Origin of the sequence: Micromonospora jinlongensis (assembly GCF_013410645.1) — a bacterium.
GTDB lineage: Bacteria > Actinomycetota > Actinomycetes > Mycobacteriales > Micromonosporaceae > Micromonospora > Micromonospora zamorensis.
On sequence record NZ_JACCHK010000001.1, the window covers coordinates 3,912,677 to 3,927,083 of the forward strand.

General features: G+C 71.1%; 13 protein-coding genes and 1 pseudogene. 5 read left to right on the forward strand and 9 right to left on the reverse strand.

Annotated features, from left to right (window positions below; genetic code table 11):
- The first annotated feature begins 124 nt into the window (after positions 1–124).
- Positions 125–721, forward strand: a complete 597-nt coding sequence (locus HNR22_RS17315; protein WP_179781233.1) for an NUDIX hydrolase — start codon at positions 125–127, stop codon at positions 719–721.
- A gap of 49 nt (positions 722–770) precedes the next feature.
- Here HNR22_RS17315 and rlmB read toward each other — a convergent pair whose 3' ends face one another.
- Positions 771–1,904 (reverse strand): 23S rRNA (guanosine(2251)-2'-O)-methyltransferase RlmB, encoded by a 1,134-nt coding sequence (rlmB, locus tag HNR22_RS17320; protein WP_179781234.1) that lies wholly within the window; start codon positions 1,902–1,904, stop codon positions 771–773.
- Positions 1,904–3,319 carry a cysteine--tRNA ligase gene (gene cysS, locus HNR22_RS17325; protein WP_179781235.1) on the reverse strand — a complete coding sequence of 472 codons (1,416 nt, stop codon included), beginning with the start codon at positions 3,317–3,319 and terminating at the stop codon, positions 1,904–1,906. The genes rlmB and cysS overlap by 1 nt, the downstream gene beginning before the upstream one ends.
- Before the next feature lie 291 nt (positions 3,320–3,610).
- Here cysS and HNR22_RS17330 point away from each other — a divergent pair.
- Together HNR22_RS17330 and HNR22_RS31400 are read left to right on the forward strand one after the other, a co-directional pair.
- Positions 3,611–4,234 (forward strand): annotated as a pseudogene (locus HNR22_RS17330) (IclR family transcriptional regulator); the annotation flags it as partial.
- A gap of 1,191 nt (positions 4,235–5,425) precedes the next feature.
- Positions 5,426–6,118, forward strand: coding sequence for a DUF559 domain-containing protein (locus tag HNR22_RS31400; RefSeq protein ID WP_246380912.1), 693 nt, complete (start codon positions 5,426–5,428; stop codon positions 6,116–6,118).
- A gap of 218 nt (positions 6,119–6,336) precedes the next feature.
- On the opposite strand, the gene HNR22_RS17340 is transcribed toward HNR22_RS31400, so the two are convergent.
- The 3 genes from HNR22_RS17340 to HNR22_RS17350 all read right to left on the reverse strand — a co-directional run bounded on the left by HNR22_RS17340 (position 6,337) and on the right by HNR22_RS17350 (position 9,952).
- On the reverse strand, positions 6,337–8,028 hold the full coding sequence (locus tag HNR22_RS17340; protein WP_179781237.1) for a S8 family serine peptidase: 1,692 nt from the start codon (positions 8,026–8,028) through the stop codon (positions 6,337–6,339).
- 97 nt (positions 8,029–8,125) lie between these two features.
- Positions 8,126–8,890 carry an HAD-IA family hydrolase gene (locus HNR22_RS17345; RefSeq protein WP_179781238.1) on the reverse strand — a complete coding sequence of 255 codons (765 nt, stop codon included), beginning with the start codon at positions 8,888–8,890 and terminating at the stop codon, positions 8,126–8,128.
- A gap of 96 nt (positions 8,891–8,986) precedes the next feature.
- Entirely contained in the window at positions 8,987–9,952 is a 966-nt protein-coding gene (locus HNR22_RS17350; protein ID WP_179781239.1) for an EamA family transporter, read from the reverse strand.
- A gap of 85 nt (positions 9,953–10,037) precedes the next feature.
- On the opposite strand from HNR22_RS17350, the gene HNR22_RS17355 reads away from it, so the two are divergent.
- Positions 10,038–10,583, forward strand: coding sequence for a CGNR zinc finger domain-containing protein (locus HNR22_RS17355; protein ID WP_179781240.1), 546 nt, complete (start codon positions 10,038–10,040; stop codon positions 10,581–10,583).
- Here HNR22_RS17355 and HNR22_RS17360 read toward each other — a convergent pair.
- The 3 genes from HNR22_RS17360 to HNR22_RS17370 all read right to left on the reverse strand — a co-directional run bounded on the left by HNR22_RS17360 (position 10,550) and on the right by HNR22_RS17370 (position 12,293).
- The gene (locus HNR22_RS17360; RefSeq protein ID WP_179781241.1) at positions 10,550–11,131 is read right to left on the reverse strand and encodes a GNAT family N-acetyltransferase; all 582 of its coding nucleotides are present in this window, start codon (positions 11,129–11,131) and stop codon (positions 10,550–10,552) included. The genes HNR22_RS17355 and HNR22_RS17360 overlap by 34 nt on opposite strands.
- A 176-nt stretch (positions 11,132–11,307) precedes the next feature.
- The gene (locus HNR22_RS17365; protein WP_179781242.1) at positions 11,308–11,490 is read right to left on the reverse strand and encodes a DUF397 domain-containing protein; all 183 of its coding nucleotides are present in this window, start codon (positions 11,488–11,490) and stop codon (positions 11,308–11,310) included.
- Positions 11,481–12,293, reverse strand: a complete 813-nt coding sequence (locus tag HNR22_RS17370; protein ID WP_179781243.1) for a helix-turn-helix domain-containing protein — start codon at positions 12,291–12,293, stop codon at positions 11,481–11,483. The genes HNR22_RS17365 and HNR22_RS17370 overlap by 10 nt, the downstream gene beginning before the upstream one ends.
- A 382-nt stretch (positions 12,294–12,675) precedes the next feature.
- On the opposite strand from HNR22_RS17370, the gene HNR22_RS17375 reads away from it, so the two are divergent.
- Positions 12,676–12,966: a hypothetical protein gene (locus HNR22_RS17375; RefSeq protein ID WP_179781244.1), complete on the forward strand. Its 291-nt coding sequence runs from the start codon at positions 12,676–12,678 to the stop codon at positions 12,964–12,966.
- Between the two features lie 17 nt (positions 12,967–12,983).
- Here HNR22_RS17375 and HNR22_RS17380 read toward each other — a convergent pair whose 3' ends face one another.
- Positions 12,984–14,393, reverse strand: a complete 1,410-nt coding sequence (locus tag HNR22_RS17380) for a class II fumarate hydratase (RefSeq protein WP_179781245.1) — start codon at positions 14,391–14,393, stop codon at positions 12,984–12,986.
- Positions 14,394–14,407 lie beyond the last annotated feature (14 nt).

The following is a 14,407-nucleotide window of genomic DNA, read 5'->3' on the forward strand; positions in this document are numbered from 1 at the left end:
CCTTTCGTCGTACCGGCAAAGGCTCTTCACCCTGCGGAGCCAGCGCGGAGGTGGCTCTGTGGGGTGACTCCGCACGGCGGTCCGTGCTCGTACCGTCACGGCGACCCGAGCCCGAGGAGACGCCGTGCCCACCGTTCCCGCCCAGTCCACCGCTTTCCCGACCGCGCGTGCCCGGTCGTACCAGGTGGTCCGCCTGGCGGGCCGCAGCCTCGCCTACTGCGCGACGCTGGCCCCGGTCGCCGTACTCGCGCTGGTGACCGCCCCGATGGGCGGGGCCGGCGCCGCCGTCGCACGCTGGCGTGCCCTGCGTACCGGGCTGCTCGGGATGCCACCGACGGCCGTGCCCGGCCGGCGGCCCGGCACGGTCGCGGTGCTCGGCCACGCGCTGCTCAGCCTGCTCCTCGGTGCCGTGGCTCTGCTGCCGCTCGGCGTCCAACTGCTGATGGTGCTGCGCGGCGCGCTGTACGGCCTGGTGGACCCCGGGCCGTACGACCATTCCTGGGGTGGTCCGACCCGGGCCGGCGCGTGGGTGGTGCACTTCCTCGTCGGCCTGCCGATGGCGGCTGCCGGGCTGGCCGCTCTGATCGGCATCGCCGCCGTGCACCAGCGACTCACCCGACGCCTGGACGGGGAGCGCGGTCCGCGCTGGCTGATCCCGACCGTGGCGCTGATGGCGCTCGCCGGGGCGCTGCTCTTCGTCGCGTGGACCCGTCAGATCTGACGGCGAAGCCCCCTCCCGCGCTGGGCGGAAGGGGGCCTCGTCGACGTGGTTACAGCTCGGCGGAGCGTCGGCGGGCGACCTCGGCCAGGGTGACCGCGGCGGCCACGCTGGCGTTGAGCGACTCCACCTCGGAGATCATCGGAATGCTGACGGTCAGGTCGCAGGTCTCCCCGACCAGGCGGGACAGCCCGCGCCCCTCGGAACCGACGACCACCACCAGCGGACCGACCGCGGCCTCCAGGTCGTACAGGTCGGTGTCACCGTCGGCGTCCAGGCCGACCACCATGAAGCCGGCGTCCCGGCACGCCTTCAGCGACCGGGTCAGGTTGGTCACCTGCGCCACGGGCACCCGCGCGGCCGCGCCGGCGCTGGTCCGCCAGGCGGTCGCGGTGATTCCGGCGGCACGTCGCTCGGGTACGAAGACACCCTGCGCGCCGAACGCAGCAGCCGACCGGATCACGGCACCCAGGTTGCGCGGGTCGGTGACACCGTCCAGCGCGACCAGCAGGGGGGCCTGCTGCTCCAGGGCGGCAGCGACCATGTCCTCGAAGGGCTGGTACGCGAAGGCCGGCACCTGCAACCCGACGCCCTGGTGCAGCACCCCGCCGGTCATCCGGTCCAGCTCGGCCCGGCTGATCTCCAGGTTGGCGATGCCCCGGTCGGCGGCGGTCCGGATGATCTCGTTGATCCGGTCATCCATGTCGATGCCCTGGGCGGTGTAGAGCGCCGTCGCCGGCACGTTGGCGCGCAGCGCCTCCAGCACCGGGTTGCGCCCGACCAGCAGCTCCGGGGAGTCCTTGGACGGGTTGGACTTGCGCCCCGGCGCGACCCGGGGGCCGGACCGGCCGGCGGGCTTACCGCCCCGACCGCCGCCGCTGGCGCCCCGACCGACCGGTACGCCCCGACCGCCGCCCCTGCCCCAGGTGGTGTCCTTGCTGCCGGGCTGACCGATCTTCGGGGCGCGCCCCTCCTCGGCCGCCGCGCGGCGCTCCTTGTCCTGCTTCCAGGCGGTGCGCTGGGGCAGCTTCTCGGTGCCCGAGTAGCCCTTGTGCCAGGGACGCTCGTCCGCGGGCAGGGTGCGACCCCGCCCGGCGAGGGAGTCCTTGTTCTTGCCGCCGGTGCCCTTGGGGGCGCTTGCCTTCGACGTCAGTCGCCGGCCACGGCGCTGCGAGTTGCCGGCCATCAGTCCTGCTCTCCAATAGTCCAACGGGGGCCCTGGGGGGTGTCCTCGACCACCACGCCGGCCAGCTTGAGCTGGTCACGCACCGCGTCGGCGGCAGCCCAGTCCTTGCGGCCCCGGGCCTGCGCGCGCTGCTCCAGGGCCAACGCGATCAGGGAGTCCACCACGGCACGCAGATCATTCGATCGGCCGCCACCCGTCCACGCCGGGTTGAGGGGGTCGATCCCGAGGATATCCAGCATTGCCCGTACCACGGCCAGGGTGGTGCGGACGGTCACATCGTCACCGGCGCTCAGCGCGGTGTTGCCGTCCCGAAGGTGCTGTTGCAGCACGGCCAGCGCGGCGGAGGTGTTGAGGTCGTCGTTCATCGCCGCGACGAAACCGGCCGGCAGCTCACCGGGCTGCCCGGCACCGACCCGCTCGGCCGCCCGCTGCACGAACCCCTCGATCCGGCGGTACGCGGTGGCCGCGTCGCGCAGCGAATCCTCCGAGTAGTCGATCACCGAGCGGTAGTGCGCGGCGGCGTAGTAGTAACGCAGCTCCACCGGCCGGACCCCGAGCGAGTCCACGTACGCCAGGTCGAGCGCGTTGCCGGCGGACTTGCCCATCTTGGCCCCACCGATGCTGAGCAGCCCGTGGTGCACCCAGTAACGCGCGAACGGCAGCCCGGCGGCCTTGGACTGGGCGATCTCGTTCTCGTGGTGCGGGAACGTCAGGTCCAGCCCACCGCCGTGGATGTCGAACTCCGGGCCGAGATACCGCCAGCACATCGCCGAGCACTCGATGTGCCAGCCCGGACGACCGAGCCCCCACGGCGACGGCCAGTAGGCGTCCGCCGGCTCGTCCGGTTTGGCACCCTTCCAGAGCGCGAAGTCACGCGGATCCCGCTTGCCCCGGTCCGGAGCGTCCCCGGCCGACTGCATCGCGTCCGGAGACTGACCCGACAGCGACCCGTACGCAGGCCAGGACGCCACATCGAAGTAGACGTCGCCGGAACCGTCAGTCGCCGGGTACGCGTGCCCGTCGGCGATCAACTTCGTGATCAGCTCGTGCATCTCCGGGATGTGCCCGGTGGCGCGCGGCTCGTAGGTGGGCGGCAGCACGTTCAACGCCCGGTACGACTCGGCGAGAAGCAACTCGTTGACGTACGCGATCGACCAGAACGGCCGACCCTGCTCGCCAGCCTTCACCAGAAGCTTGTCGTCGATGTCGGTCAGATTGCGGATGAAGGTGACCTCGTAGCCGGCGGCCAGCAGCCAACGGCGCAGCACGTCATAGTTGACGCCGGAGCGAAGGTGACCGATATGCGGCGGGGCCTGAAGAGTGAGACCACACAGGTAGACCCCCACCTTGCCGGCTTCCCGCGGGACGAAGTCCCGCACCGATCGGGTGGCGGTGTCATACAGGCGTAGCGTCACCGTACAAGGGTAGCTGTCCGTGCCTGTCCGGGTCCGGCGGTGCCGGGTCGTACGCTGCCAGGCGTGGATGCGACCGCACGCTCGGGTGAGACTCCGGCCAACCCCAGCGCCCCCGCCGACGCCGTCCCTGGGCAGGCGGGCACGGCAGGGCATGTCAATGCGGCCGGACAGGTCGGCGCAGCCGGACAGGTCGGCGCAGCCGGACAGGTCGGCGCAGCCGGACAGGTCGGCGCAGCCGGACAGGTCGAGGAGGTTGTCGGGCGGGCTGACGCCGTTGCGGGACGGGCCGTTGAGACGTCGCAGACCCTCGACCGGGGTCTGCGACTGCTGCACCTGGTCGCCGACGCCTCGGGCGGTCTGACCGTCACCGAGGCCGCCAACCAGCTCAACATCGGCCGGGCGGCCGTCTACCGGCTGGTCAGCCCGCTGATCGGGCACGGCATGCTGCGCCGCGACGGCGACGGCAGGCTGCGCCTCGGGGCCGGGTTGCTGCACCTGGCCCGACGCGCCCAGCCGCTGCTCGCCGAGGGTGCGCTACCCGCGCTACGCCGCCTCGCCGAGCAGGCCGGAGCGACAGCGCATCTGACCGTCGTCGAGGGTGGCGAGGGCGTGGCCCTGGCCGTGGTCGAGCCGAGCTGGACGTCATTCCACGTCGCGTACCGCGCCGGGGCACGGCATCCGCTGGACCGAGGGGCGGCGGGCCGGGCCATCCTGGCCGGTCGAACCGGGGATGCGGCGCCGGTGAGCAGCAGCGGGGAGTTGCAGGCCGGGGCGTACGGGGTGGCTGCGCCGGTGCTCGGCGTACCCGGCTTGGAGGCCAGCGTCGGCGTGGTCGCGCTCGCCCCGCTGGACGTCGACACCATCGGTCCCCAGGTGATGGCCGCAGCCACGGCCATCACCAACGCCCTCCGCTGACAAACGAGCCATCCGCCTGTTCGGACCAGCTCAGACCGGTGCAGGCGGGCTCGGACCGGATCGGACCGGCTCGCACCGGCTCGCACCCGGCTTGATCAACTCGGATTCCTGAAACTCGCGGCATCCCGGTGCCGACGACACCCCGACTTTCATGAACGCGAGTGGATCACCAGACCGGGTGTCCCAACGACAGCAGCGCGATCACCAACTCCGGCACAAGCTTCGCGGGCCGTCGGCTGGTTTGAGCCCGGTTGGGGGCCGACCGGGCCGACCGGGCCGACTGAGCCGGGTGGCAGCGCCCTGGAGCTGCCAGCCGAGGGTCCGCCCGCGAGGTGCACCAACGCTGGCCAGCCAGCGATCGAGTCATACCACGATCGCCGCGCGGACTTTCGGTTGTCCACAGGGTCGGACGGCCGCCCGGGGCAGGTTGTCCACAGGGGTTTCGGCGGTCCATGGGTGGTCGGCAGGCTGCTCGGCATGCCACCACGTCCGCACCGCCCCGACGCCCTGACGTGGCGGGTCTTCCGCGGCTCCGACGCTGTCCGGGATGGCCTGCTCACCGAACACCAGCTGCGCAGCGCCGCCTGGCTGCGGCTGCGCCAGGACATCTACGCCGACGCACGGCTCGACCGGGACCACACCCTGGCCTGTCGCGCCGCACTCCTCCGACTCCCGCCCGGGGTAGTGATCGGAGGCCCCTCAGCCGCCTACCTGCACGGTGTCGAACACGCCGCCGCCTTCACCGACGACGTGCACGTCCTCGTGCCCCGGCCGATGCGGATCGGCCCACAGCGTGGCCTCCGCGTGCACGTCAACGCCATCACCCCGCTCCTCGACGACGAGATGCCGGCCGTCGCCGCGCCGCCACCGGCCTCGCGCCGCCCGCCAGACTCAATGCGTCCACCAGGCTCAGGGCGTCCACGGACCGCAGGACCCCCACCAACGTCGGCGCATCCACTGGAAGCAGGACGCGCATCAGGCGTGGTGCATCCATTTGGGATGGAGCGTTCACCAGGATCCGAGCGCTCACCAGCAACATGGCGTCCGCCGGACGCAGAACGGTCGCCGGACGCAGAGCGATCACGTGATGTAGCGCGCCCATCGCGAACAGGGGTCCCCACGGGAGCAGTGCGCCCGCCGACCGTGGGAGCACCACCACGCCCAGCTCGGCAGCTTGCCCGACCGGGAGCGGTGACGGCCAGACCGGCCAGCATCGCGGTCGCCGGACCGGGCAGCATCGCGGTCGCCGGACCGGGCAGCATCGCGGTCGCCGGACCGGGCAGCATCGCGGTCGCCAGACCGGGCGACGGGGGCGGAGCGGGTGTCACGTCCCAGCCCAACTGGGACCCGAGCGGCCCGATCCCCCGCTCCGACCCGGGGCGGGCCGCCTGGGAGACGGCGGTGTGGCTCGACCCGATCCGGGCAGTCGCCGTCGTCGACTCGCTGCTCGGGCAGGGGCTGACCGATCGCGACACGTTGGCCGCACTCGCTGCCCGCAACACCGAGCGTCCTGGTGGGCGGCGGGCACGGTGGGTCTTCGACCTGGCTGACGGCGGAGCCCAGTCCCCACCGGAGTCACACCTGCGCGTACGGCTGGTGCTCGGTGGGCTGCCACGGCCGATCGTTCAACATCCGGTACGTCTGGTCAGCGGCGTTGTCCTGCACCCCGACCTGGCGTGGCCGGAGTATCGGGTCGCAGTCGAGTACGACGGCAAGTGGCACTCCGACGCAGATCAGCTACACCGCGACCGCCGTCGGCTCAACCTGCTGGTCGGCGCGGGTTGGTTGGTCCTGCATGTGACGAGCCGACGGCTGCACGCCGAGTTTCCGGCGGTGCTCAGAGAGGTGCGCGACGCGCTCGTCAGCCGCGGATGGCGACGGTGACCCCCGACCTGCCCACGATCGACTCGGGTTCCTGGAAACCGTGGCATCCACCGGCCCCCGACACCCCGCCTTCAAGAAACCCGAGTCGATCAAGGCGAGGAACGAAGCCCCGCACACCGACCGGGCCACGCACACCGACAGGGCCACGCACACCGACAGGGCCACGCACACCGACAGGGCCCGGTCGACGATTGTCGACCGGGCCCCGAGGTGGTGCTTTACGGGCGAGCGTTCGGCTTGAGCGGGGTCTTCACCGCCGCGTAGGCGTCGACGATCCCGTAGCCGTAGAAGCCGTTGAAGTTGACTCCACCGGCGCAGTAGGCGTCGTAGGTCTCGTCCCGGCCCTCGTTGCGGTACTGCTGGAGGCGCGGCTCCGGGCAGGCGTGCTCGGCTGCTGTCCGGTACAGGTGCTGCTCGACCAGGTCCGGCGACATCCCGAAGCCGCCCCGGCGCTCCGGCTTGCCGTACCGGCTGACGATCAGCGCGGCGACGCCGGCGGCGTGCGGGGACGCCATCGAGGTGCCCTGAAGGTAGGTGTAGTAGCCACACTCACCGTTGGCCTTGCACTGCTTGAAGACCGACTCCTCGAAGCCGGCGACGATGTTGCCGTCGGCGTCGACGGAGCCCTCCTCCTGAAGCACGTGCTTCGGGTACGAGGAGAGGATCATGTTGGCGTCGGTACGGAACGTGTCGGTACCGAAGCCGTCCCGGAACCAACCGCCCGGGGCGGCAACCGAGATCTGCTCGGTGCCGTAGTTGGAGAAGTCCGACTTCTTGCCGGACGGGCCGACCGACGACACACCGATCACGTGCGGGCCCTCGGTGGGCATGTCCCAGCAGCTGTTGTTGTCGATCGGCCGGGGGTACGGGTCGGCACCGTAGTCCGGGCTCGTGACGTCGGTCCGGGGTGCGCCCAGGTCCTCGTTGTTGTTGCCGAGCGCACCGACGAGGGTGACGCCCTTGTTGTGGGCGAAGATCAGCGCCCGCTTCATCGCCTTGATGATGGCCCGCTGTTCGGCCTGGTCCTCGGGCGAGTCGGCAGGGTTGGCGGTGCAGTTGTAGAGCCACGGGTCGACGTAGAACGACATGTTGACCACGTCGATCCCGGACCGGCCGGCGTAGACCAGGGCGTTGACGACCGGGTCGAGGAAGAAGTAGCCGGAGTCCTGGCCACCCTTGAGTTCGACCAGCGAGACGTTCGGGGCAACGCCGGAGAGGCCGAAGCCGTTGGCCGCAGCGCCGATGGTGCCGGCCACGTGGGTGCCGTGCCCGCCGTCGTCGGTGCCGACCGGGTCGAGGCAGCTCGGCACCTCGCAGGGGCCGTCCACGTCGGTCAGGTCGGGCGCGAAGTTGCGCGACAGCGACCAGTTGAAGTTCGGCGCGATGTCCGGGTTGCTGGCGTCGACGCCCGTGTCCAGTACGCCGACGGTCACGCGACGGTCGCCGGGCTCAATCTTGCGGGCCTTGTCGGCCTGGATCATCTCCAGGCCCCAGAGCTTGTCGTCGAGCGGGTCGAGCTTGGTGCCCTTCTTGGCTGCGGCACGAGCGGCGCTCTTGGCGGCAGCGGCCGTCAGGTGCTCCTGCTCGACGCGGTCCAGCTTCGGCTTACGGCCGATGGCCTTCTGCTCGGCGGCACCGAGCAGCGTCGGGGCGGCGTTCGCCCTGGCCGCGAAGTCGGCCCGGTCACTGGTGACCTGGAACATGCCGACCTCGTCGGACCGCGACACCACCGTGCCGCCGGCTGCCCGGATCGCGGCGACCGCCGTGTCGGCGGCGACGCCGTCCTCGGCGACGACGGTGAAGGTGCGGGAGTTGCTTGGCGCGGCGCTGGCCGGTACACCCAGCCCCGAAGCCGTAAGTGCCAGCACTGCCGTGGTTGCGACCGTGCCGACGGTGAAGCGCTTGCTCACCACATCAGATCCTCTCGTTGAGGGACGTGGCAGCCATCACACAACAACCTTCGGCTTTGCGCCAGGTGAGCGCCCGTTATGGCGGTGAATCTCTCCTTCATCCACCCAGTTCGACGTCAGAGCCACCCACACCAACGCCGACGCCGCCGACACCGCTCTCAACAGCACCGACACCACCCGCACCGGCATGCAGACGAGCGAGCGCGATCGGCAGTTCGGCCAAGCTGGACACTTCGGCGTCGGGCGTGCACCCGGCGGGGCGGGGCAGCCCCTGCCGGTTCAACCACACCGACCGCAGGCCGGCCCGCTGGGGCGCCACCACGTCGTGTTCCCACGAGTCTCCGACGTACACGACCTGCTCGGCCGGCACCCCGGCCGCCGCGACCACCGCTGCGAAGAACTCCGGCGCCGGCTTCTTGGGCAGGCCGTTCTCGTGCGCGTACACCTCGAAGGCGAACTCACCGGCGAGCCCGCACCGTTCGGTGCGGCTGTTGCCGTTGGTGGCGAAGCCCAGGGTGTACCGGTCGCGCAGCGTTGCCAGCGCCGGTGGCACGTCCGGGAACGGTCGGGTGAGGGCGAATCGGCGGGCGAAGAAGAGGGCCGCGGCCTCGTCCAGGTGGTCGTCCAGCCCGGCGCGGGCCAGCGACCGGGCCAGCGCGGCCCGGCGGATCTCCGTCACCGGCGCGGCCTTCATCTCGCCGAAGACCGCGCCCCAGTCCGACTCCAGCTCAGCGAGCGTCACCTCGGCCGCCGCCGGGGTGAGCCGCCGCATCTCGTCGAGGACGGCCACCAGCCCGCCCGTCACCGCCGGCCGCAGATCCAGCAGAGTTTCATCGGCATCGAACACCACAGTGGTCAGCACGCTGCCCACTGTCTCACCGACCGCCGACCGCGGGCCGCCGAGCACCAGCACGACCGCCGGTCACCGGCACCGGCACCGGCACCGGCACCGGCACACTCACCGACCGGCGAGCACCAGCTCCGGCTCGGGCGACACCGCCGCGGGCGACACCGGCGTCCCGCGCAGTTCGTCGAGTCGTACCAGCGCGACCCCGGCGATGATCATCGCGCCGCCGAAGAGCTGCCAGCCGGTGGGCAGCTCGTTCAGGAACAGCCAGGCGATCAGCACCGCGAAGAGCACCTCGGTCAGCCCGACGAACGACGACAGCCGGGGGCCGAGGATCCGGGTGCCGGCGATACCGGCGAGGTATGCGATGACGGCGGCCACCAGCGAGAGCCCGGCGATGGGCAGTAGCCAACTGGTGGGCTGCCCGGCGAAGGTGACCTCGCCGAAGGTGGCGTGCAGCGGCAGCAGACCGGTCAGCCCGACGAGGAGCAGGACGGCGGCGCCGACGGCCATTCCGCCGCTGGCCAGGGCGACCGAGGGCAGCCGGGGGTCGACCCGCCCGGCGAGCACGAAGTACCCGGCCAGGCCGATTGCCGCGCCCAGTCCCCAGAGCACACCGACCGGGTGGAAGTCGGCGGTGCCGGCGAGGTCGAGCACGAATGCCAGCCCGGCCAGGGCGGCTACGGATCCGGCCACGGTGAGCCGGCGGGGTTGCTGCCCGTGCCGAATCCACATCCAGCCGACGACGAGGATGATGCCGAGGTATTCCAGCAGCAACGCGACACCGACCGGCAGGTAGCGCACGGCATTGAAGAAGCAGACCTGGGCCAGCGCCACCCCGAGGAGGCCGAACAGCCCGATGGCCGTGGCGTTGCTCCGCAGCACGGCCCACCTGCCCCGCAGCGACAGCAGGGCGGGGATCGCCAGCACCAGGGCGGCGATGCCGACCCGGGCGATCACTGCGGACCCGGCCGACCAGCCGGCGTCGATGAGTGATCGCGCGAAGGTGCCGGAGGTGGCGAAGGTGACTGCGGAGAGCAACGCGAACGCGGCGCCGGCAGCTGGTCGTGAGTGCATGTCGCGCTCCTCGGGACGGCACCGTGTCATGAGCAAACTATCCTTGTGCCGATGACGTTAGGCGGAAGCCATGACAGGAGTCAAGATGCTATTTGCTCATGACACTGAATGTTCCCTGATCGCCGCCGCCGCGCTGGTCAACACGACGGGTCGGGACGGCGAGCAGCTGCCCGACGTCGCCGCGTTGGACGCGTTCTTCGTCCGCTACTCCTACAGCGGGCGACACGAGCACACCGACGCCGAGTTGCGCGCCGTCCGGGATTTGCGGCCCCAGCTACGCCGAATCTGGTACGCCGAGCCACCCGAGATCGTCGCGCTGGTCAACGGCCTGCTGCTGGAACACAAGGCGCTGCCCCAGCTCATCGAGCACGACGACGAGCCGTACCACCTGCACGCCGTACCCCGGGACGCGCCCCTGGCCACCCGGATCGCTGTGGAGGCGGCGATGGCGATGGCCGACCTGGTTCGCGCCGGCGAGCTGCGCCGGCTTCGGATCTGTGAGTACCCGGACTGCGACAGCGTGGTCGTCGACCTGTCCCGCAACCGGTCGCGGCGGTTCTGCGAGGCCGGTTGCGGCAACCGCGCCGCGGTGACCGCCTACCGCGCCCGCCGGGCGGCGGGTCGCTCCTGAGCGGCGGCCCACTCCTCGGCCCGCAACTCGTACTCCACCTCGCCGTGCTCGGTGCCCGGGATCGGGTCGTCCCACTGAAGGTGGAAGGTCCGCAGGTAGCCCAACCCCGCCTTCGCCATCACCCGCCGGGACCGCTCGTTGATCGTCATCGTCTCGGCCCAGACGCGACGCACCCCCACGGTGTCGAAGGCGTACCGGACCAACGCCCGCGACCCCTCCGTGGCCAGCCCGAGCCCCCACGTCGAGCGCCGCAGCCGGTAGCCCAACTCGGCCTCGGTGCCGTCCGCCGACGGGTCGAGCGCGAACCAACCCAGGAAGTCGCCGGTCCCCCGGTCGAGCGCCGCCCAACGGCCCAACCCGGGATGCCGCTCGTACTGGGCGAGCAGCCTCGGCAACTGCTCGTCGCGGACAGTGGCCAGCGGCGTGGCGACACCACCGCTGAGGAACCGCATCACCTCGGGATCGCTGTCCAGGTCGACCAGCGCGTCCACGTCAGCCATGGTCAACCGCCGAAACCGCAGCCGCTCGGTGCAGGGCAGGTCACTCATGACGGGATCATCCCGCCGCCCCACCCCACCGTCGAGCCGTTTTACCCGCGCCCGTCCGCACGCAAGATCCGCGCAACATCGGGGAAGCTGCTGCGTCAGGCCGCGACGAGGCAGCAACGTCCGTGAAGTTGCGGGCAACAAACCCCGCGACCACCGTCGCGGGCGAGGCGGTCGCGTCAGCGCGGGGGCGCGACCACGAAGAGCCGCCAGGAGTACGCGTCGACAACCAGCACGGGCCCGTCCAAGTCCTTGCTGTCTCGCACCCCGACCACGTCCCCGAGATTGGTCGCCACCTCGACGCACTGGTCATTGGAACCGCTCCGGCTGCTCTTCCGCCACGAAGCTCGGGTCAATTCCACGACTCCGCCACTTCCCTCAGCAACTCGATCGACTCCTGCGGTGGCAACGCCTGCCCGAGGGTCGCTTCCCAGGTCCACTGTAGACGCAATAGGTCCGCGGGCCGATCAAGTTCCTGGCCGCCGATCTGGCCACCAAGGTAGGCAAGGTCGCTCTGATCCGCCACGGTGGCGAGGATGAACGGCCCGTTCAGGCCGGGATATTCCTCAGCCGAGCGAGGCACCACGTGCAGCTGAACTCGTGGATGCTCGGTCGCCAAGCGTGCCAGATGCATCGCCTGCTCCAACATCACCTTCCGACCGCCAACGCGCCGCCTGAGCACTGACTCATCCAGCACGGCGACCACATGCGGCGGCCGGTCCTCGTAGAGGACCCGCTGGCTGTCCAGTCGGTCCGTCAGCCGGCGCTCAACCTCGTCGGCGTCGAGCAGCCGGTCCGATTCGAAAACGGCACGGGCATATCCTTCGGTTTGCAGCAGTCCTGGGACGTGCAGCGGGTCAAACCAGCGCAGCGCCCGCGCCTCCGCGAGAATCGCACGCCAGCCGCGCAGCCACACCTGAGCCTTGTCGAGGCTGACCAGCTCGGTGGACATCCGGCCGAACAGGCCGCCGGTGTCCAGGGCGCGGTCGACGAGTTCCAGGTATTTGGCGGTGGGCGGTTGCTGGCCCAGCTCGACGGCGCTGACCATCGACGCCGAGTAGTTGACCGCCTTGGCCAGCTCGTCCTGACTCCAGCCCCGCCGAGCCCGGGCCCGGCGCAGCTCCGCGACCAGGAACGCCGCCGCCGTCATCTGTCCATCGGCCATGCCGTGCCGCCCCTCCACCCCGCTGACGATCAACTCCAGCCGGCCGCCAGCGGCGACGCCACCCGAAACAGGGCGACTGTGACGACGCGGCCAAACCCTTCCGACCGTAGTCGCCTGATCACCAGACTGTGAAGTGCGGCGCCGCTCCCCGTCCCCCGGGTCTGTCGGCGCCGCACGGGACCGCCCGCTCCCCCGGCCGGGCGGTCCCACCACCCAGACCTCGCCCAGACCCCGTCCACGTCGACCACCTCGACCGACCGCGCAAGATCGTGCTCGATCGTGGAAACAGTGGGGTCCTGACGTGCTGAAGCCACTACATCCAGGATCGAGCGCGATCTTGACTCGGCCCGGCCCGGCGCAGCCCGACAAGGAAGGCAGCAGCATGTCCCGGACCACCCCGGACAACCGCGCCACGACGCCCTGTCGGCCACACCTGCCGTTGCGCCCGCTCTGGCTGTGCCGGGTCTGCGCCGCACCCTGGCCCTGCCCGGTCGCGCGGCTCACCCTCCGCCGGGAGTACGCCCACGACCGGGTGGGGTTGAGCGTCTACCTGTGCGCGGTCCTGCACGAGGCGGCCGCCGACCTGTACCGGCTCAACCCACACGACGGCCCGGAGCCCGCAGCGCTCTTCACCCGCTTCCTCGGCTGGGCCAGACCACGCGACACCCGCTGAGCCGGGCAGGCCGGATGTCAGGGGTGGGTCATCCGCAGCAGGTCCAGCGTCTCGTCGAGCTGGGTCTCGGTGAGCTTGCCGGAGTCGACGTGCCCCCGAGAGATCACCACCTCGCGGATGGAGGTCTGCTTGGCCAACGCCTCCTTGGCGATCGACGCGGCCTCGTCGTACCCGAGGTAGCGGTTGAGCGGGGTGACGATCGACGGCGAACCCTCGGCGTACGCCAGGCAGACCTCGGCGTCCGCGACCAGGCCGACCACCAGCCGGTCGGCGAACAGTCGGCTCACCGCGGAGAGCAGCCGGATCGACTCCAGCAGGTTGCGGCCCATCACCGGGAGCATCACGTTCAGCTCGAAGTCGCCCTGCGAGCCGGCGAAACCGACTGTCGCGTCGTTGCCGATCACCTGTGCGCAGACCTGCCGCATCGCCTCGGCCACCACCGGGTTGACCTTGCCCGGCATGATCGACGAGCCGGGCTGGAGGTCGGGAATGCGCAGTTCACGGAGGCCGGCACGAGGGCCGGAACCCATCCAGCGGACGTCGTTGGCGATCTTGTAGAGGCCGACCGCCACGGTACGCAGCTGCCCCGAGGTCTCCACCAACGCGTCCCGGGCACCCTGCGCCTCGAAGTGGTTGCGCGCCTCGGACAACGGCAACCCGGTCGACTCGCGCAGCTTGTCGATCACGGCGGCGGCGAAGCCGAGCGGGGTGTTGATCCCGGTGCCGACGGCGGTGCCACCCAGCGGCAGCTCGGCCAGGCGGGGCAGCGAGCCCTCCAACCGCTCGATGCCGTAGCGGACCTGCGCGGCGTACCCGCCGAATTCCTGGCCGAGCGTGACCGGGGTGGCGTCCATCAGGTGCGTACGCCCGGCCTTGACCACCGTCTCGAACTCCGCGGCCTTGGCCTCCAGTGCGGCCGCCAGGTGCGCCAGCGACGGCAGCAGGTCCTCGACGATGAACTGGGTGGCAGCCAGGTGGATCGAGGACGGGAAGACGTCGTTGCTCGACTGGGAGGCGTTGACGTGGTCGTTCGGGTGCACCGGCGACCCCAGCTCCCGGCTGGCCAGGGTGGCGATCACCTCGTTGGTGTTCATGTTCGACGACGTGCCGGAGCCGGTCTGGAACACGTCCACCGGGAACTGGTCGTCGTAGCCGCCGTCGGCCACGTGCGCGGCGGCGGCGGCGATCGCGGCGGCCACGTTGGGGTCGATCACGCCCAACTCACCGTTGACCTGGGCCGCCGCGCCCTTGATCTGCGCGAGCGCCTTGATCTGGGCCGGTTCGATGCCCCGGCCGGAGATCGGGAAATTCTGCACGGCGCGTTGGGTCTGTGCCCGCCACAGCGCCTCGGCGGGCACCTCCACCTCGCCCATCGAGTCGCGTTCGATGCGGTAACCGGTCGCCTCTGGAGTCGTCACGCGTACCATCCTGCCGCGCCGGT